General features: G+C 55.7%; 17 protein-coding genes and 2 pseudogenes. 10 read left to right on the top strand and 9 right to left on the bottom strand.

Annotation, left to right across the window (positions count from 1 at the left end; all coding sequences use genetic code 11):
- The first annotated feature begins 40 nt into the window (after positions 1 to 40).
- From avtA to FHC48_RS11795, 4 genes are all read left to right on the top strand, one after another.
- On the top strand, positions 41 to 1,297 hold the full coding sequence (avtA, locus tag FHC48_RS11780; RefSeq protein ID WP_059364388.1) for a valine--pyruvate transaminase: 1,257 nt from the start codon (positions 41 to 43) through the stop codon (positions 1,295 to 1,297).
- Positions 1,298 to 1,614: 317 nt separating this feature from the next.
- Positions 1,615 to 1,929, top strand: a complete 315-nt coding sequence (locus tag FHC48_RS11785) for a hypothetical protein (RefSeq protein WP_199557199.1) — start codon at positions 1,615 to 1,617, stop codon at positions 1,927 to 1,929.
- A gap of 29 nt (positions 1,930 to 1,958) precedes the next feature.
- A complete protein-coding gene (locus FHC48_RS11790) occupies positions 1,959 to 2,795 on the top strand; it encodes a collagen-like triple helix repeat-containing protein (protein WP_227028240.1) in 837 nt (278 codons plus the stop codon).
- Positions 2,796 to 2,885: 90 nt separating this feature from the next.
- On the top strand, positions 2,886 to 4,604 hold the full coding sequence (locus tag FHC48_RS11795) for a ShlB/FhaC/HecB family hemolysin secretion/activation protein (RefSeq protein ID WP_023294829.1): 1,719 nt from the start codon (positions 2,886 to 2,888) through the stop codon (positions 4,602 to 4,604).
- Here FHC48_RS11795 and FHC48_RS11800 read toward each other — a convergent pair.
- Positions 4,588 to 5,043: a 4Fe-4S dicluster domain-containing protein gene (locus tag FHC48_RS11800; RefSeq protein WP_059364389.1), complete on the bottom strand. Its 456-nt coding sequence runs from the start codon at positions 5,041 to 5,043 to the stop codon at positions 4,588 to 4,590. The two genes, FHC48_RS11795 and FHC48_RS11800, sit on opposite strands and share 17 nt — an antisense overlap.
- 3 nt (positions 5,044 to 5,046) lie before the next feature.
- Positions 5,047 to 5,238, bottom strand: a pseudogene (locus FHC48_RS23800) (IclR family transcriptional regulator C-terminal domain-containing protein); the annotation flags it as partial.
- A 10-nt stretch (positions 5,239 to 5,248) separates the two neighbouring features.
- Between FHC48_RS23800 and araD the strand changes: the two are divergent.
- Positions 5,249 to 5,329: pseudogene (gene araD, locus FHC48_RS11810) on the top strand (L-ribulose-5-phosphate 4-epimerase); the annotation flags it as partial.
- 87 nt (positions 5,330 to 5,416) lie between these two features.
- Here the strand turns inward: araD and FHC48_RS11815 are convergent.
- Entirely contained in the window at positions 5,417 to 6,157 is a 741-nt protein-coding gene (locus tag FHC48_RS11815) for a MipA/OmpV family protein (RefSeq protein ID WP_059364391.1), read from the bottom strand.
- A gap of 120 nt (positions 6,158 to 6,277) precedes the next feature.
- Between FHC48_RS11815 and FHC48_RS11820 the strand changes: the two genes are divergently transcribed.
- The gene (locus FHC48_RS11820; RefSeq protein WP_059364392.1) at positions 6,278 to 7,240 is read left to right on the top strand and encodes a LysR family transcriptional regulator; all 963 of its coding nucleotides are present in this window, start codon (positions 6,278 to 6,280) and stop codon (positions 7,238 to 7,240) included.
- Here the strand turns inward: FHC48_RS11820 and aldB are convergent.
- The 6 genes from aldB to FHC48_RS11850 form a co-directional block, all read right to left on the bottom strand.
- Entirely contained in the window at positions 7,237 to 8,775 is a 1,539-nt protein-coding gene (gene aldB, locus FHC48_RS11825) for an aldehyde dehydrogenase AldB (protein WP_023294820.1), read from the bottom strand. The two genes, FHC48_RS11820 and aldB, sit on opposite strands and share 4 nt — an antisense overlap.
- A gap of 86 nt (positions 8,776 to 8,861) precedes the next feature.
- Positions 8,862 to 10,709 (bottom strand): selenocysteine-specific translation elongation factor, encoded by a 1,848-nt coding sequence (selB, locus tag FHC48_RS11830; RefSeq protein ID WP_119312273.1) that lies wholly within the window; start codon positions 10,707 to 10,709, stop codon positions 8,862 to 8,864.
- Positions 10,706 to 12,091, bottom strand: a complete 1,386-nt coding sequence (gene selA / locus FHC48_RS11835; RefSeq protein WP_059364396.1) for an L-seryl-tRNA(Sec) selenium transferase — start codon at positions 12,089 to 12,091, stop codon at positions 10,706 to 10,708. The genes selB and selA overlap by 4 nt, the downstream gene beginning before the upstream one ends.
- Before the next feature lie 103 nt (positions 12,092 to 12,194).
- Entirely contained in the window at positions 12,195 to 12,803 is a 609-nt protein-coding gene (locus FHC48_RS11840; RefSeq protein ID WP_008502731.1) for a glutathione S-transferase, read from the bottom strand.
- A 90-nt stretch (positions 12,804 to 12,893) separates the two neighbouring features.
- Positions 12,894 to 14,030 carry an HlyD family secretion protein gene (locus FHC48_RS11845; RefSeq protein ID WP_021242439.1) on the bottom strand — a complete coding sequence of 379 codons (1,137 nt, stop codon included), beginning with the start codon at positions 14,028 to 14,030 and terminating at the stop codon, positions 12,894 to 12,896.
- A 2-nt stretch (positions 14,031 to 14,032) separates the two neighbouring features.
- Positions 14,033 to 14,389: a DUF3302 domain-containing protein gene (locus tag FHC48_RS11850; protein ID WP_008502729.1), complete on the bottom strand. Its 357-nt coding sequence runs from the start codon at positions 14,387 to 14,389 to the stop codon at positions 14,033 to 14,035.
- 658 nt (positions 14,390 to 15,047) lie between these two features.
- Between FHC48_RS11850 and FHC48_RS11855 the strand changes: the two genes are divergently transcribed.
- The 4 genes from FHC48_RS11855 to FHC48_RS11870 all read left to right on the top strand — a co-directional run bounded on the left by FHC48_RS11855 (position 15,048) and on the right by FHC48_RS11870 (position 19,212).
- A complete protein-coding gene (locus FHC48_RS11855) occupies positions 15,048 to 16,955 on the top strand; it encodes a PTS mannitol transporter subunit IICBA (protein WP_021242437.1) in 1,908 nt (635 codons plus the stop codon).
- 100 nt (positions 16,956 to 17,055) lie between these two features.
- On the top strand, positions 17,056 to 18,204 hold the full coding sequence (mtlD, locus tag FHC48_RS11860; RefSeq protein ID WP_059364398.1) for a mannitol-1-phosphate 5-dehydrogenase: 1,149 nt from the start codon (positions 17,056 to 17,058) through the stop codon (positions 18,202 to 18,204).
- Complete coding sequence (gene mtlR, locus FHC48_RS11865) at positions 18,201 to 18,791, top strand: mannitol operon repressor MtlR (protein WP_039267046.1); 591 nt, start codon at positions 18,201 to 18,203, stop codon at positions 18,789 to 18,791. Before mtlD ends, mtlR begins: the two co-directional genes overlap by 4 nt.
- Positions 18,792 to 18,849: 58 nt before the next feature.
- On the top strand, positions 18,850 to 19,212 hold the full coding sequence (locus tag FHC48_RS11870) for a YibL family ribosome-associated protein (protein WP_008502724.1): 363 nt from the start codon (positions 18,850 to 18,852) through the stop codon (positions 19,210 to 19,212).
- Positions 19,213 to 19,289: the final 77 nt, after the last annotated feature.

The following is a 19,289-nucleotide window of genomic DNA, read 5'->3' on the forward strand; positions in this document are numbered from 1 at the left end:
GGTTACCCACTTTCAAAATAAGCTCGACAGATCACCTGCTATGACGTTTTCACTTTTCGGCGACAAATTTACCCGCCATTCAGGCATTACTCGCCTGATGGAGGACCTCAACGACGGGCTGCGCACACCGGGCGCAATCATGCTCGGCGGCGGAAACCCGGCTCAAATCCCGGAGATGAATACCTATTTCCAGACCCTGCTCGCTCAGATGCTGGAAAGCGGCAAAGCAACCGATGCGCTTTGCAATTACGACGGCCCGCAGGGGAAAACCGAGCTGCTGGCACTCCTCGCCGAAATGCTGCGTGACGAGCTGGGCTGGGATATCGAACCACAGAATATTGCACTGACAAACGGCAGCCAGAGCGCATTTTTCTACTTGTTTAACCTCTTCGCAGGGCGTCGCGCGGACGGCACCACCAAAAAAGTGCTGTTTCCGCTGGCGCCGGAGTATATCGGCTATGCCGATTCCGGCCTGGAAGAGGATCTGTTCGTCTCTGCGCGCCCGAACATCGAGCTGCTGCCGGAAGGCCAGTTCAAATATCACGTCGATTTTGAACACCTGCATATTGGCGAAGAGACGGGCATGATCTGCGTATCGCGCCCGACTAACCCAACGGGCAACGTGATCACCGATGACGAACTGATGAAGCTGGATGCGCTGGCCAATCAGCACGGTATTCCGCTGGTGATCGATAACGCCTACGGCGTGCCGTTCCCGGGCATTATCTTCAGCGAAGCACGTCCGCTGTGGAACCCGAACATTGTCCTGTGCATGAGCCTCTCTAAGCTGGGTCTGCCGGGCAGCCGCTGCGGCATCATCATTGCCAATGAGAAAATCATCACCGCCATCACCAATATGAACGGCATTATCAGCCTTTCTCCGGGCGGCATTGGCCCGGCGATGATGTGCGAAATGATCAAACGCAAGGACCTGCTGCGTCTGTCGAATGACGTGATCAAGCCTTTCTACTACCAGCGCGTTCAGGAGACGATCGCGACACTTCGTCGCTATTTGCCGGAAGAACGCTGCCTTATCCACAAACCGGAAGGGGCGATTTTCCTGTGGCTGTGGTTTAAGGATTTACCTATCTCCACCGAACTGCTTTATCAGCGACTGAAAAAGCGCGGCGTACTGATGGTGCCGGGCGATTATTTCTTCCCGGGTCTGGATAAGCCATGGCCACATACCCATCAGTGCATGCGCATGAACTACGTCCCCGACCCGGGAAAAATCGAAGCGGGTGTTAAAATTCTCGCCGAAGAGATCGAAAAAGCCTGGCAAGAAGGCAATTGTTAAAAAAAAAGGCTCTTCAAATGAAGAGCCTTATTTTTCCGTGATCTGAATCTTATATTAAGGATATATCCTGTAGCGCTTCATTTATCATTCCCATTGAGTTTTCTTAGGAATATTCCTTTAATTTAGGCTCGCTAACTACCCTCTCAATAATTAAGTAAAAATTAAATACGCTAACTTATTGTTATTTTAAATAACCCTCTTCAACGCAGCAAAATACCTTCCTGAGTCGCTTTCATGCATATTTAAAAATACTGCATATACTCACTAATACGCCGCTCGGCGTTCTTTTGCGTGGAGTATTCATATGCTACCTAATAATGTTAGTCGCATCAGCGCTATTGCTGTTGCGGTACTGCTCGCGTTCTCTCTTTCTGCCTGTAGTGGAAGCGGTGGCGGATCTCACTCAACGGCCAAAAATAACCCTGCGACGGGAAGCAGCAGCGGCTCAGATGATGGAAGTGGCACAACCGCGAGCAATGGCGGTTCGGGCAGCAACGGATCGGGCACCGGAACGGGTTCAGGTACCGGGACAGGCGCTGGCGGCGGAACGGGTTCTGGTTCAGGGTCGGGATCAGGTTCAGGTTCAGGCTCAGGCTCAGGAGGCAGTGGAGGAACCACTACCGCAGGCGTAAATACGATACTGGGTGATGCCGGTAAAACCGTGACCAGCGTCGGATCCACTGTGGATAGCCTCGGAAGCCAGCTTCCGACAAATAATCCCGTCACGTCAACCGTCTCAACCACCGTCAGCGGTGTTGGCAGTGCCGTGTCCACCGTGGGGACAGGCGTCACGACTGGCGTTGGCGATGCAAACAACCCGAACGGTGTGGGTACCACGGTTAAAGGCGTGACCACGTCGGTCACCTCCCTCGGCAATACCGTTTCAACGGTAGGCACGGGCCTGGCGAGTTCCACTTCCGGAACCCCGGTCAGCGGCGTAACCGGCCTGACGGGCAGCGTGGTAAACAGCACCGGGCAACTGGTCAGTAACACCGGCACGGGTCTCACCAACACGGTAAGCAGCCCTGCTGTCACTCAGGTAACAACCGATACCACGACCCTGGCTAACAAGACGCTGGGCGGAGTACAAGGCGTGACGCAAACCGTAGGCACCACAACGGGTCTCGGCACACCGGTCAACGGTCTGCTGACTCAGGTGGGTGGCACCGTCAGCGGCGTGGGGACCAACATTAGCAGCAGCAATAGCGGGCTTAGCGGTGTCGGTCAGGTCGTTCAAAATGTCGGCCAGACGGTCACGGATAGCGGTACGCTAGTGAAACCCACATCAACCACCGGAGGCAGCGGCACAGGATCTCTGACGGCCGATGCCAATGTGACAGCCACAAACAATAGCCTGAGCACAACGGTCAATACCACCCTCAATACGCTCACTGCGGGTGTAACGGCCAATGCAGACACAACCCAAAACACATCTACGACAAACCCGATTAACGGGCTCAACACGTTAACCTCGAGCCTACTGACGCCAAAACAGTAATCCTTTTACTGCCTGTCTGCGCCCCTGGTTCAGGGGCGCTTTATTCAGCGACATTTACCCCAACCGGGGATGACGAACAGGGATAGCGCGATGAAACACCACTTCCTTTTTTCGCTGACGGGGCTGGTTGTGCTGAGCATGGCCCGCGCCGATACTCTGCCCTCTATTATTAACCCCGATAACCCGGCGCAAGTTTCTCGTAACGTTGCCCCCGAACAGACTGAGGCCGCGCCACAGCCGAACGTCAAAATAGAAAAACCGAAGTCAACGCTGACGCCTGAAACGCCTATTACCATTCATCACATTCAGTTTATTGGCGGCACGCGTTATCCCTTGAAGGAATTACTTCAGCCCTTCAGGCCTTACGCTGGAAAAACCGTGCCGCTAAAAACGCTTACGGGGCTGGTAAACGATATTACGGAACGCTATAAGGCCGATGGTTTTCCACTCTCTTATGCCTGGCTGCCCGATAATAATTTCCAGCAGGGCAATATTAAAATTGTTCTGGTTGAAGGCTATGTCGCTCATAGCGACATCACCAGTAATAACCCGCACATCGCCGAACGTCTTAAACGTTTGTCCGAAAAAATCATGGCGGAAAAACCGCTGTCTCAGGATACGTTCGATCGCTACAGCCAGCTGATGACGCGCACCCCGAACGTTCCGGTTACGGCTAACGCGCAGCTGCCAACCAATATCTATGGCGCGGCGGCGATGCAAATCACCGGCAACCAGGAGCGGAGCTGGAATATCGCGTCGACGATTGATACCCGTAAAGGGCAAGATTTAATGATGCTGAACGGCACGCTCAGCAACATGACAAGCTATGGCGATCAGCTTGGCGTGGCCACGCTTGTGCCGTTAGATAGCAACACGCGAAAAAACTATGTCGGGCTCAACTGGCAGCAGTTTTTAAACGATGAAGGGCTGACGATGCAGCTCAAAGGCAGCTATTACCGTGAAGATCCGCGAGATTTTTCTCCCCTGCTCTCTTTGCCGAATAATATCAGTGTCGATTCGAAGCAAAAAACAACGCAATACAACGGCGGCGTGACGTTTGGTTATCCCCTGCTGCTGACGCAAAAATCACAAATTAATCTGACCAGCGGTTTTGATTACACCGACCGCCAGGACGATTATGCCCTGCAGGCCAGACTGCTGGGCAAAACCTATAGCCTGGACTCCGTCAACCAGCACGCGCGTTATCCCGCGCTGGAAGTGGGCATCAACGGTGCACATCAGTTCACAACCGCCAGCCTCAGCGGCCGACTCAACGTGCGTCAGGGTATTGATGCGATGGGAGCCGATATCGTCTCGGCCCCCAGGCCCGATATTAATTTTACGCTCACGAAAAGCTATCTGGACGCAGCCTGGCTGTTTGCCGATAAGTGGCGGCTATCAACGTCCTGGGAGGGGGACTGGTCAAATAACACGTTGCCAGAACCCGAACGCGTTAGCTTCGGTGCCCAGCGCTTTGGCCGTGGATACCAGGACAGTGAAGCAAGCGGTGATTACGGCTATGGCGGGCAGGTAGAACTGCGCTATATCCAGATGCGAAAAGAGAGCACATGGCTTGCCACAATCCAGCCCTACATCCTGGCCGATACCGCGCAAACCTGGTTTAACACCTCCGGCTTGCCTCATCAGCGGCTCGGGTCAGTGGCGGCTGGCGTGATGGTAGGCGATACCCGCCACTATAGCATCACGGTTGAGGCGGCAAGACCCGTCGGGGATGTTCCGACAGACAGTCGCAACAGAGACTGGCGCTACAGCCTGACGTTTACGTGGAATTTCAATAAAATGCAGTAAGCCTTTCAGCCCGAATACTGGCAGGATCAACGCAGCGCAGCGCGTGGGTTGGACAGGTCTCCACGCAGGCCGGTCCGCCTTCGCGCTGCACACATAAATCACATTTCAGCGCTTGTGGCCTGTTTCCCACCAGCCGTACCTGCATCGCCCCAAACGGACAGGCGACCATACAGCTTTTACAGCCAATACAGCGCGTCTGCTCAACAAGCCAGGCGCCTGCCGTAAGGCTGATGGCATGGGTTGGGCAGACATTGGCACAGGGGGCGTCCTCGCACTGATGGCAACCCACCGCCGTAGTGTAGGCATCCCCCTTCACCACCCGCAGGCGAGAGGTAAAAGCCTCTGCGGTGAATTCATCCTGATGCGCGACCGCACAGGCCACTTCACAGGTGCGGCACCCGATGCATTTTTCCGCATCCGCCATGATAAATCGTTTCATCTGTTACGCCTCGCGTACGTTAAAACCCAGCTCTTTTGAGATCGCATACGGAACGCGGCCGTGGATATCAAACACCAGCTCATCATACATGGCGCTCAGTTCAGTGATGGTGTTCCGCGTCAAAGGTTAGATCTGTTCCTGATGGCCACACGCCATAAAGATCTTGCCCATTGCTGAGCAGTAGAGAGGCATATGCTAGCCGATTCAGATCCCGGTTATGCAGCAGGAGCTGCTCGACAAGCATTATCTGCGTAAGCACGGGGCGAATGCCTACTACGGGCAGTGATCGGGCATTGAGATGGGCTTTAAGGAACAGCAGTGCAGGCACGATCGTAGGCCGGGTAAGGCAACGCCGCCACCCGGCTTTACCGCATCAGAAACGCCAGGTCAGGCCGGTCATCAGCACGAAGCTGTCGTCGCGGTCGATCATCGGGCTGTTCTTCACGTCGTCAGGCAACACGGTGTAGACAGCGCTGGCGTTGAGATACAGCTTCTGGGTTAACTGATATTTAGCCGCCAGGCCAACGTATGGCGTCCAGCTGTCGCCGGCGGTGTATTGATCCAGTCCGGAGCGGCGAGACTCGCTACCGGATACGCCGTAGTAGTAGTCGTTATAGCTTTCGTCGCTGTAGAACACACCTACGGAAGGCGTCAGGGTCAGGCGCTCCATTTTGATCGGACGGAAGTACGATACTTCGCCGATCACGCCGCCGCTTTCATCCGTGGCATCACCAGAGACCGCCACTTTCAGCGAACCCCAGCTTTCGTGGCGGTAGTACGCCCCACCGAGGAAGGCGGATGCTTTACGCTCATCAAGCTGCTTCATCTGATGATCGTCGTTATCGTCAGGGTCGAAATGCAGCGGCATCCACGTTGCGGTCAGGCTCAATTCATTTTTTGCATCTTTCCACAGGATCCATCCGCCCGTGGTCTGACGAACGTAGAAACGATCGCCTTCGTAGCTAATCAACGGTACTGCGGTCGTATTTTCGTTATAGCCTTTGTAAGGAGACTCATTAAATACAGCCCCCGCACCAAGTGAAAATTCACCGGCCATGGCAGACGTTGATGCAAATAACGTGGCAGCGATCAGTAAATTGTATTTAATAGTCATTCCATGTAATCCATATATATGCCAAACAAGCGAGGCGCATAATAATGGTTACAAAATTGCCAATGCAACGCTGCGGTTTATATAATATTATATATAAAATCATATAGATGGGTGTGCATAATGAGTACATTACAGCTAAAACCACGCGAATTAAAAATTATCTCCGTCATTGCAGCCACCCACAGCATTGGTGATGCCGCCGCCCTGCTGGGTATGGCGCAGGCCAACGTCAGTAAATATCTGTCTGATTTTGAAACGCGGGTTGGGCTCAAGGTTTTTGAGCGCACCACGCGGCAGCTGGCCCTGACCCAGTTTGGTGAAGCGTTACTCCCCTACGTGAATGCCACGCTGGATAAGAACAGCCAGCTTGTTAATTTCATTGCTGATTATAAGCATGAAAAGCGCGGAAAAGTGACGATCTATGCCCCAACAGGTATCGTGACCTACCTCGCGCGACACGTGATCCATCAGATAGAAGACATCGGCGACATCCGCATCTCCCTGAAAACCTACAATCTGGACCGGAATGAATTTTCAGAAGGCGTTACCTTTCCGGATGACTGCGACATTTTAATTACCTATGCTCAGCCGAAAGACGAAAGCCTGGTTGCCAGCGTGTTGACACAATATTCCGTTACGGCCTTCGCAACCGTAGAATATTTAAATAAACACCCCTTAACCGGACCTGAAGATTTAATTAATCATTCCTGTATTCTCATTGACTCCATGCTGGTCGATGAAGCCAACATCTGGCGTTTCCGCGTGCACGGCAGCGATGACGTGCATGACTACCGGGTGACCGGTAATTATATTTGCGACAATACGCAGACGGCCCTGGAGCTGGCCAGAAATCATCTTGGGATTGTTTTTGCGCCAAAAGAGAGTCTGAAAAAAGAATTAACGAAAGGCATGCTGGTCCCCTGCTTCCCGCATCAGGAGGAGTGGTGGCTCGATCTGACCGCCATCTTCCGAAAACGCGAATACCAGCCCTGGCGCGTGCAATACGTTCTGGATGGCGTACTGAACTGCCTGCGCCAGCAAATTGCTCAGGCCGCCCACGGACGGCCTGAGCTGGGCGACTAGAACAGCCCCAGCGGCTTATCGGAATAGCTGACCAGCAGACATTTGGTCTGTTGGTAATGCTCCAGCATCATCTTGTGGGTTTCACGCCCGATGCCCGACTGCTTATAACCGCCAAATGCCGCGTGTGCCGGATAGGCGTGATAGCAGTTGGTCCAGACGCGCCCGGCCTGAATGCCGCGGCCCATTTTATAGGCCAGATTACCGTTGCGGCTCCAGACGCCTGCCCCCAGGCCATACGGCGTGTCGTTGGCAATCGCCAGCGCCTCCTCCATCGTTTTAAAGGTGGTCACGGCCAGCACCGGTCCGAAGATTTCCTCCTGGAAAACGCGCATGGTGTTCTGCCCGAACAGGATCGTCGGCTCAAGGTAATACCCGTCCTGCAGATCCCCTCCGAGCACCTTACGGCGTCCGCCGGTGAGAATATCCGCCCCCTCCTTCTTGCCGATGTCGATGTAGTTGAGGATCGTTTCCAGCTGTCCATGCGAGACCTGCGCCCCCATCTGGGTGACATTATCGAGCGGGTTACCGCTGCGGATAGACTCGACGCGGCGAATGGCCCGCTCCATAAAGCGCTCGTAGATGGATTCCTGCACCAGCGCGCGGCTTGGGCAGGTGCAGACTTCGCCCTGGTTAAACGCAAACAGCGCAAACCCTTCCAGGGCTTTATCGAAGAAGGCATCCTCTTCCTCCATCACGTCCTCGAAGAAGATGTTCGGGGATTTCCCGCCCAGCTCGAGGGTCACCGGAATGATGTTTTGCGTGGCGTACTGCATGATCTGCTGGCCCACCTCCGTCGACCCGGTAAACGCCACTTTGGCAATCCGTTTTGAGGTGGCCAGATATTCCCCTATCTCCCCGCCCGCGCCGTTGACCACGTTAATCACGCCCGGCGGCAGCAGATCGCCAACGATTTCCATCAGCAGCAGGACCGAGAGCGGGGTCAGACGCGCCGGTTTGAGCACAATACAGTTTCCGGCCGCCAGCGCGGGCGCCATTTTCCAGCTCGCCATCAGCAGCGGGAAGTTCCACGGAATAATTTGGCCTACTACCCCCAGCGGTTCGTGGAAGTGATACGCCACGGTGTCGTTGTCAACTTCGCTGATCCCGCCCTCCTGCGCGCGAATACAGGAGGCAAAATAGCGGAAGTGGTCGATAGCCAGCGGCACGTCAGCCGCCATCGTTTCCCGGATCGGCTTGCCGTTATCCCAGGTTTCCGCCGTCGCCAGCAGCTCCAGATTTTGCTCCATCCGGTCGGCGATTTTGAACAGGATCGCCGCCCGGTCCTGCACGGAGGTGTGAGCCCATTTCTCTTTCGCTTTGTGCGCCGCATCCAGCGCCAGGTCTATATCACGCTTACCGGAGCTGGCAATCTCGCACAGCGGCTGGCCGGTAACCGGGGTCAGGTTGGAATAGTATTCGCCGTCGACGGGCGCGACCCAGTCGCCGCCAATAAAGTTGTCATAACGGGGCTTCAGCTTGAGGGGGAAACCATACTCGCCGGGCTGGATACGCGATGAGGGAGGATTGTTTGTCATGTCCGTCTCCTTGCTGTTGGTGTACAACAAGGGTAGTTCCGGCTGGCGATTTTCTCGCCAACCGGTAACGGTGTTTACGACGGAGGTCACGGAGTTTCAGGAAATAATAACGAATCGCGCAACAGATGATCGTTACCGCGGCGGCGGGTAAAGCCGATGCGGTTGAAATACTCCAGGATCTGAATCGCCAGCTTGCGGCCCACGTTCAGCCGATCGCGGAAATCCGCTGCGCAGGTCGAGCCGCGCGCCTGATCCAGCTCGCGGATCAGGTTGGCAAACGCCACAATGCGATCGTTACGGTAGTAACGATCTTTCACGATCGCGACGATTAGCCCCTGCTGCGCCGCATGGCGCAACACCTGCCGCATCAGCTGCTCTTCGGTATTCGTTTCGCGGGCCAGATCCCGAACCCACCACGGCTCATCGCCAAACAGCGGGGCTACTTTTTGCCATATCGCCTCCTGATCTGCGGTGAACCCGGCCTTGTGATCCGGCAGGTGCAGCCAGCCGTGGTGGCTTTTAATCACTCCGCTTTCGCGCATGTTTTCGATCAGCAGCAGCACCAGCGCATCGTCTTCCATCGGCAGCGCCATGCGTCGCAGACGCTCACGGCCCGGGCCTGGCTCGTCCTGATGCTGTTCGTGGTAAGTCGCAAGCGTGTTCAGTATCTTACGCTGCCATTGCGCAGCAACCGGGGCATTGAGCAGGCTGTCTCCGGCCTGTATAAAGCCCGGCTCCTGGGTCAGCTGGCGTAAGCCTTCCCCGCTCAGCTGGCGTGCCCATGCAAAATCACGCAGACTCACCGCCCCGCGATCGAGGTGCACCCGCAGCGCGGCGTTATCCTCTTTGGCCTGCGCCAGCGCGGCCAGCCACTGCAGATATTCCGGCTTACGCTTGCCGCGTCGAGGTGGGTTAAGCGCCACCACGCGCGCCCCCGCCAGCGTTTCCCTTGCAGAAATATCACGCAGTACCAGACGATCGTTGTCTGCCAGCCAGAGCGGCGAATCGAATACCAGCTCGGCAAGGTCGTTTTCCAGCAGCGACACGCGCCCGGTGATATGGCTGGCCGCGTGATGAATATGCAGCGGCTGCCATTGGGTCAACGGTATGTGTGTCTGCAGGGAGACAATCACGCGTTCAGACGGTTCCGGCGGAGCATCGGCCAGCAGCCAGTCTCCGCGGTTCAGCTGCTCTTTTTCCGCATCCCCGGCAATGTTCAGCGCGATACGTTGTCCGGCGTGGGCACGGTCAGCGGGCTGGTTTTGTGCGTGCAGTCCGCGCACGCGCATCGGTTTATTCACGCCCGTCAGCCAGAGGGTATCTCCCACGCTGACTTCACCGCTCAGCGCGGTGCCGGTTACGACCAGCCCCGCACCTTTTACGGTAAAGGCCCGGTCGATCGCCAGACGAAAGCGGTGATGGCTGGCGTGAGCGCGTGATGAAAGGTTCTGCAAATGGTGGCGAAGTTCATCGATACCACGCCCTTCTGTCGCCACGGTGACAAAAAGCGATGCGTCGGCAAAGCCATACTCCCGCAGGGTCGCCTGGACCGTTTCGCGCACCTCGCTGACGCGCGCGTCATCCACGCGATCGGCTTTGGTCAGCGCCACGGTCAGCTGCGGGTTGCCGGTCAACTGCAGGATCGCCAGGTGCTCGCGGGTTTGCGCCATCACGCCGTCATCGCAGGCCACCACCAGCAGGGCATGATCGATGCCGCCCACGCCCGCCAGCATGTTAGACAGAAACTTTTCATGCCCCGGCACATCAATAAAGCCCAGCACGCGGCCATCAGGCTGGGGCCAGTAGGCATAGCCCAGATCGATGGTCATGCCGCGCTTTTTCTCTTCCGGCAGGCGGTCGGCGTTTACGCCGGTAATCGCCTGCAGTAACGTGGTTTTTCCGTGGTCAACGTGACCGGCGGTGGCAATAATCATTTCAACAACATCTCCAGAAATCGCTCTTCATCTTCAAGGCAGCGCAGATCCAGCCACATTCGGCCGTCGTAAATCCGCCCGATAACCGGCGTCGGCAGGCCACGCCAGCGTGACGACAGGGCGTCAAGATGGCTACCGCGCCCGTCACGCGGCGTGAACGTCAGCGCCTCACTCGGCAGCCTGTCCACCGGCAGCGACCCGCTGCCAATCTGCGACTGGCAGGGCTCAATGCGAACGTTAAAATCGGGGTAGTGCGGGGCGACGCGCGGCAGCAGTAACTCGGCCTGGGCGCGAATCGAGGCGGCATCCCGGCTTAACAGGCGCAGCGTGGGCAGGCGGTCGGCCAGTTTTTCGGGGTAAAGATAGAGCCGCAGCGTCGCCTCCAGCGCGGCAAGCGTCATTTTATCGGCGCGCAGGGCGCGCTTGAGCGGATGCTGCTGCAGCTGCGCAATCAGCTCGCGCTTGCCGACGATAATCCCGGCCTGCGGCCCGCCCAGCAGTTTGTCGCCGGAAAAGCTGACCAGGCTCACGCCCGCCGCAATCATCTCTTGCGGCATCGGCTCTTTTGGCAGCCCGTACAGGCTCAGATCCACCAGCGAGCCGCTGCCGAGATCGGCAATCACCGGTATATTCAATTCGCGCCCAATCGCCGCCAGCTCCGCCTCTTCAACCGTTTTGGTGAAGCCTTCAATATGGTAATTGCTGGTGTGGACCTTCATCAGCAGGGCGGTATTTTCATTCACCGCCGCGCGATAGTCTTTCGCATGGGTACGGTTAGTGGTACCCACCTCATGCAGCGCACAGCCCGCCTGGCGCATCACGTCAGGAATACGAAATGCCCCGCCAATCTCCACCAGCTCGCCGCGGGACACCACCACCTCTTTGCCGCTGGCGGTGGCCGCCAGCATCAGCAGCACCGCTGCGGCGTTATTATTCACAATGCAGGCATCTTCCGCGCCGGTCAGCTGGCACAGCAGCTCCGCCAGCGCGCGGTCGCGGTGCCCGCGTCCGGCGCCGTCCAGATCGTACTCCAGCGTTACGGGCGCTTGCATGGCCTGCACGACTGCGGCAACGGCCTCTTCCGCCTGCTGCGCGCGCCCCAGATTGGTATGCAGCACGGTTCCGGTCAGGTTTATCACCGGGCGTAATGCGCTTTGCGCCTTCTCATCCAGCCGCTGTTCAACTTCCTGCTCCCACGCGCTACACCAGGCGGGCAAGGCGTTTTCTGCCTCAATCGCGCATCGGGCTTCGTCCTGAAGCAGGCGTAACATTTCCACCGTCGCGGTATGGCCGAAACGCTCAGCAACGGCATGAATGCGGGGTTCGCGAAGAAGACGGTCGGTAGCGGGGATCTGGCTGTACAGCGAATGATGAGTAGTCATGAAGGCGCCTGGCGAGTAAATATCTTCCCCCCTCCCGACGGGAGAGGGAGTTAACATGTGGGGGGATTGTACCGCCTCCGACGGCGAAGTGTTATAACCCGCGTCAAGCCTTTGGTGGTTCGGTACGGGCAAAGCTCTCGCGGCTAAACAGCGTGTCTGCAAGCTTCACCAGCAGCGGACGGTCGACGCACCAGCCCGGGGAGACGTGGCGGAAGTTGAGATAACCAATCGCGCAGGCGATGGCGATGGTCCCCAGGTTCAGGCTGTCGGTGTCGATCTTTCCCTCCCGGATAAGCTGTTCACACCTGTCCAGGCTGCGGCTGATTTTTTCCCGCTGGCGTAACAGTTCCGTTTCCGACTGCTGGGCAGCGGGCCTTGCCTGTTCCCGTACGGAGGTTAATGCCGCATCCATAATACCGTCGGCCAGGGCTTCGACCTGCTTCACCGCCAGCGCCGCTTTTGGGTCAGCAGGCAGCATAGCCGGGGCAACGCCCAGCAGCTCAATGTACTCGGCAATAATTGGGGAATCGAACCAGTACTCGCCCTCGTCCGTGACCAGCGCCGGGACTTTTCCCAGCGGGTTGTACTGCGCAACGCCGTTTTCCGCGTTGTAAGGCTGTTCATTCACGAATTCAAATTCAATCCCCTTCTCCAGCAGGAGAATCGAGATTTTTCGCACGAAGGGACTGGTGTAGCTGCCGATGAGTTTCATTGCCTGATCCTTAATGCCGGAAAAAAGTCAGTATGGATCAAGCGATGAAAAAAGGGCAGGTCTGCATGTCGCATTCCTGCCCTGGAAGGATTAGTGATCGAGGTAGAGGTAGTGCATCCAGCTGGTCATACGCAGCAGTACTTTACGCATGACCGAAACGTGGGCGAAGTGGTCCGAATAGACAGCCACCTGGGCATAGATACCGTCCGGCAGGGCATCGACTTCAGCGTCAGGGCTCAGCTCGATGATGGCCTGCACGCCATCCGTGCCCGGCGTGACCGTCAGAGACTGGAGCGCACCCTGCGCCTGATAGGTCCCCCCCGGCACCACCGGCAGAATTGCGGTGAGCTTCCCGGAGAATACCTGGCCCGGCAGGGCGTTAAACACCACTTCCGCTTCATCGCCCGGTTTCAGACGCAGCAGCGAGTTCTGGCGGAACTGGGCCACAATCTGACGCTTCTGTTCAGGAATGAAGACCATCACCGGACGCAGAGGCAGCGCGGCGGCATAGGTCCCCGGACGGATCAGCACCTGGGTGATGTAACCATCGCTCGGCGCACGCACCACGGTCTGGTCCAGGTTATATTTGGCTTCGGCAAGCTGGGCACGTAACGAAGCAATCTGTGACTGCTCGCCGTTCACCATGCTGTCTAACTGGCTTTGAATCTGCACCTGCTCAGCCACGGAGCCTTTCACCATGGCATCCTGTGCCAGATAGTTTTGCCGCGCGTTATCAATATCGCTTTCAGAGAAAGGATTCACCTTCGCCTGGCTGCCTTTCAGGTAGCGCTGATAATCTTTATAGAGGCGATCGCGCTCAGCGGAGACGCGTGTGGTATTGGCAACCGCTTCCGACAGCTGCGCTTTCAGGTTATCGATATTGTGCGTCGCGGTTACCAGGTCAGCCTGGAGTCTGTCGACGCGCGCCTGGTAGCGGCCAGGATCCAGTTTAAATAACACTTCGCCTTTTTTAATAAGCTGGTTATTTTTATCCGTGACTTCACTGACCACACCGGTCACCTGCGGCGTGATTGGAATAGAAATAACCGCTTTTTGCGCCGTAAAGGTATACGGATGGTTATAGTTCATTAACAGAATAAGACCGGCAACAATAAATACGCCGCCTAATGTTGCGGTGGCAAGCGTCCACTGGTTGACCGGAATTCGGAATATTTTAAAAATGGCCCAGGCAAATGCCACGTAGGTCAAAATAATCAACAGATCCATGATTAGCGCTCCAGCGTGTTCTTATCAGCAGTGGGCTGTACTGCAGCCAGCTTTTGTTCGAGTTCCGCCACGCGTTTGGCCAGCGCATCCATGCCCGGAACTTCATCAGGCTTTGTGATGTGGTTTTGCATGCCCCAGCCGCGATCTTCGCGGTACAGCGTGGCCCAAATCCACAGGAATGGCCAGATGGCATGGAGTGTAAACAGGCTAATCCAGCCTGCCGTATGAATGGCATCGGCATGCGGATGGTTACGCTTTTTGGCCATATTATAAGGAATATCATGGATGGCGATGATTCCGTAAAAGAGAACCAGAAATACAAAAATCAATACGCCCAGCGCAAAATAGTTGAGAAACATATTCTCCTCACTTAAACAACGTCAACTCATTAAATTAATAAAACGGTACGCAACCTAATTAATTTTTTTATAAACACGAGGATGTGCTTACTATTTCCGAGCCGGGGAGTATGAGTTTTTATAATATCTCCATGCAAGTTTATAAGCGTGTCAAAATATATCCTGAATAATAATAGACTTAACCTTACAATATGAGCGTAATCCACGTTTTAACTTTTCGCCATACCACACATCAAAAGTGGTTTTTTAGCTTATCGTGTCGTGCCATATCATCCTGGCGCTGAAACGTGAAGCAGAGTTTGCCGCCGATCACAGCCGGAGAAATCTGCATAAAAATATTTTGTGAAATCAGTCACAATCCAGAAACAAACACGCCATGACAAAATGTGACGACAATCACACAAATGGGTGGATTTTGCTTTTTTTCTCGCCATCGTATTTTTTTTGCCCACTTATTTTGTGATTGAGATCACTTCATTGATATCCCTACCCCCTGCCTTTACGTGACACGCATCACATAAATTTTCCCTGTCTGGACAGTTGAACGATTCAGTGCCAGATTTCACAGCATCAGAACAGGGCCCGGCTACCTCTGCCGCCTCATTAACAATAAACCTCGGGCCATAAGCCTAAGCGTAAACAGAAGAAGGGGTGTTTTATGTCATCCGATTTCAAGATCAAAGTTCAAAGCTTTGGTCGTTTCCTCAGCAACATGGTGATGCCAAATATCGGCGCGTTTATCGCGTGGGGTATCATCACTGCATTGTTCATTCCGACAGGGTGGTTGCCTAACGAAACGCTGGCGAAACTTGTTGGCCCAATGATTACCTATCTCCTGCCGCTGCTCATCGGTTTCACCGGGGGTCGTCTGGTGGGCGGTGACCGTGGTGGCGTCGTGGGTGCCATCACAACCATGGGTGTTATCGTCGGTGCGGATATGCCGATGTTCCTCGGTGCGATGATTGCCGGTCCTCTGGGCGGCTGGGCGATTAAGAAATTCGACGTCTGGGTTGATGGTAAGATCAAATCCGGCTTCGAAATGCTGGTGAACAACTTCTCTGCGGGCATTATCGGGATGATCCTCGCCATTCTGGCGTTCCTCGGCATTGGCCCTGCGGTTGAAGTGCTGTCTAAAGTTCTGGCGGCAGGCGTAAACTTCATGGTGGCGCATGAGATGCTGCCGCTGGCGTCGATCTTCGTTGAACCGGCGAAAATCCTGTTCCTTAACAACGCCATCAACCACGGTATCTTCTCGCCGCTGGGCATTCAGCAGTCACACGATCTCGGCAAGTCCATCTTCTTCCTGATTGAAGCCAACCCGGGCCCGGGTATGGGCGTACTGCTGGCGTACATCTTCTTTGGCCGTGGCAGCGCAAAACAGTCTGCTGGCGGTGCGGCGATCATCCACTTCCTGGGCGGTATCCACGAAATTTACTTCCCATACGTGCTGATGAACCCACGTCTGATCCTGGCCGTTATCCTCGGCGGTATGACCGGCGTGTTCACGCTGAGCGTCCTGGGCGGCGGTCTGGTTTCTCCGGCCTCTCCGGGTTCTATCCTGGCGGTACTGGCGATGACGCCAAAAGGCGCTTATTTCGCGAACCTCGCAGCTATCTTTGCGGCAATGGCCGTCTCCTTCGTGGTCTCTTCTATCCTGCTGAAAACCAGCAAGGTGAAAGAAGATGATGACATCGAAGCCGCAACCCGTCGTATGCACGACATGAAAGCCGAATCCAAAGGCGCAACGCCACTGGCAGCAGGTGATGTTTCTAACGACCTGAGCCACGTGCGTAAAATCATCGTTGCCTGTGATGCCGGTATGGGCTCCAGCGCAATGGGTGCAGGCGTGCTGCGTAAGAAAGTGCAGGATGCGGGCCTGACCAACATCTCCGTGACCAACAGCGCCATTAACAGCCTGCCGCCGGATGTTGACCTGGTGATCACGCACCGCGATCTGACCGAACGCGCCATGCGCCAGGTGCCGCAGGCACAGCACATTTCGCTGACCAACTTCCTCGATAGCGGCCTGTACACCAGCCTGACCGAACGTCTGGTTGCCGCGCAGCGTCACGAAGACAACGAAGTGAAAGTGCGCTCCAGCCTGCAGGACAGCTTTGACGAGAGCAATGCCCACCTGTTTAAGCTGGGTGCGGAAAACATCTTCCTCGGTCGTACCGCGGCCACCAAAGAAGACGCGATTCGCTTTGCCGGTGAGCAGCTGGTGAAAGGCGGCTACGTTCAGCCTGAATATGTCGACGCGATGCTGGAACGCGAAAAACTGACGCCAACCTATCTGGGCGAATCCATCGCGGTGCCGCACGGTACGGTTGAAGCGAAAGATCGCGTCCTGAAAACCGGCGTCGTATTCTGTCAGTACCCGCAGGGCGTGCGCTTCGGTGAAGAAGAAGATGACATCGCCCGTCTGGTCATTGGTATCGCCGCTCGCAACAACGAGCACATTCAGGTGATTACCAGCCTGACCAACGCGCTGGATGATGAAACGGTTATTGAGCGTCTGGCGAACACCACCAGCGTTGAAGAAGTTCTGGCTCTGCTTAACAAATAACGGTACTCCTCCCTCTCCCCCCGGGGAGAGGGCTAGGGTGAGGGGAAAACGTTCCTCACCCCAGCCCTCTCGGGTAAAAACATTGATGAAGGTTAACACTATGAAAGCATTACATTTTGGCGCAGGTAATATCGGTCGTGGTTTTATCGGTAAACTGCTGGCAGACGCGGGCATTACCCTGACATTCGCCGATGTGAATCAGGTTGTCCTGGATGCCCTGAATGCACGTCATAGCTATCAGGTCCATGTGGTGGGCGAAAACGAGCAGGTTGAGACAGTATCTGGCGTCAACGCGGTCAGCAGCATCGGCGACGACGTTATTGATCTTATCGCCAGCGTCGATCTGTTCACCACCGCCGTGGGCCCGGTTGTGCTTGAGCGCATCGCCCCTGCGGTCGCGAAAGGCCTGGCAAAACGTAAAGCGCAGGGTATCGACACCCCGCTGAACATCATCGCCTGTGAAAACATGGTGCGCGGCACCACGCAGCTGAAAGGCCACGTTCTCAACGCTGTGGCAGATGAAGACAAAGCCTGGGTGGAAGCGCACGTCGGTTTTGTGGATTCCGCCGTGGATCGCATCGTTCCGCCTTCCGAATCCGCGACCAACGATCCGCTGGAAGTGACCGTTGAAACCTTCAGCGAGTGGATCGTCGATAAAACCCAGTTTAAAGGCGCGCTGCCGACCATTCCGGGAATGGAATTAACCGATAACCTGATGGCATTTGTCGAACGCAAACTCTTCACGCTGAACACCGGGCATGCTATAACCGCGTACCTCGGAAAATTGGCCGGTCATCAGACCATTCGTGACGCGATCCTCGATGAGAAGATCCGCGCGGTGGTAAAAGGGGCAATGGAAGAGAGCGGCGCGGTGCTGATCAAACGCTACGGTTTTGATGCTGAGAAACACGCAGCATACATCCAGAAAATCCTCGGTCGCTTTGAAAACCCGTATCTGAAAGATGACGTTGAGCGCGTGGGCCGTCAGCCGCTGCGTAAGCTGAGCGCGGGCGACCGCCTGATTAAGCCGCTGCTGGGCACGCTGGAATACGGTCTGCCGCACGCCAACCTGGTGAAAGGAATTGCCGCCGCGATGCACTACCGCAGCGAGCAGGACCCACAGGCGCAGGAACTGGCTCAGCTGATTGATACCCAGGGCGCGCAGGCTGCGCTGGCGCAGATTTCCGGTCTGGACGCCAACAGCGACGTGGTTGTGGAGGCGGTTAACGCATACAACGCAACCAAATGATGCAGAATGCGGCGCAGGTAATCCTGCGCCCTGATTACAGATTGTCAGATATGCAGGCAATAATGGAACAAACCCAGGCCTTTGAAAATCGTGTGCTTGAGCGTCTGAATGCTGGCAAAACCGTACGAAGTTTCCTGATTGCCGCCGTCGAGCTGTTAACCGAGGCGGTGAATATCCTGGTGCTTCAGGTGTTTCGCAAAGACGACTACGCGGTAAAATATGCTGTAGAACCGTTACTGGACGGAGACGGACCGCTGGGCGATCTATCCGTGCGTCTGAAGCTGATTTATGGTCTTGGCGTGCTGAACCGACAAGAGTATGAAGATGCGGAGCTGCTAATGGCGCTGCGCGAAGAGCTCAACCATGACGGTAACGAATACACCTTTACCGACGATGAGATCCTGGGGCCGTTCGGCGAGCTGCACTGCGTCACCGCGCTCCCTCCGGTACCGCAGTTTGATAACAGCGACCCGGAGCTCTACGCGATGCAAAAGCTGCGTTATCAACAGGTTGTCCGTTCTACGATGGTCCTTTCCCTGACTGAGCTGATTTCCCGAATCAGCTTAAAAAAAGCGTTTCAGAAGTAAGCCTGCTCACATTGGTGTATCCTTCCCTGTAAATTCCCCGTTTTCAGAGTTATTTGTCATGAAAGAAGTCGAAAAGAACGAAATTAAACGCCTGAGCGACCGCCTGGATCTCATCCGCCATCAGATGGCGGGCCTGTCGCTGGTCGATTCCGCCGAGAAATATGCCGAGCTTGAAAAAGAGACCGCAAAGCTGGAAGCGGAGATCGAGCGCCTGCGCGAGGTCAAAGGCCAGAAGCTGAGCAAAGAAGCGCAGAAGCTGATGAACATGCCGCACCGCCGTGCGATCACCAAAAAAGAGCAGGCCGACATGGGCAAGCTGAAGAAAAGCGTCCGTGGTCTGGTGGTGGTTCACCCGATGACCGAGCTTGGCCGCGAAATGGGCCTGAAAGAGATGACGGGTTTTTGTAAGACGGCGTTCTGATTTCATGCCGGGTGGCGCTGCGCTTACCCGGCCTACTCTTTTCCCCTTCGCGTGAATTGGTCCAACCAATAGCGCAA

The organism is Enterobacter sp. EC_50, from assembly GCF_019584525.1.
GTDB classification, from domain to species: Bacteria; Pseudomonadota; Gammaproteobacteria; order Enterobacterales; family Enterobacteriaceae; genus Enterobacter; species Enterobacter roggenkampii.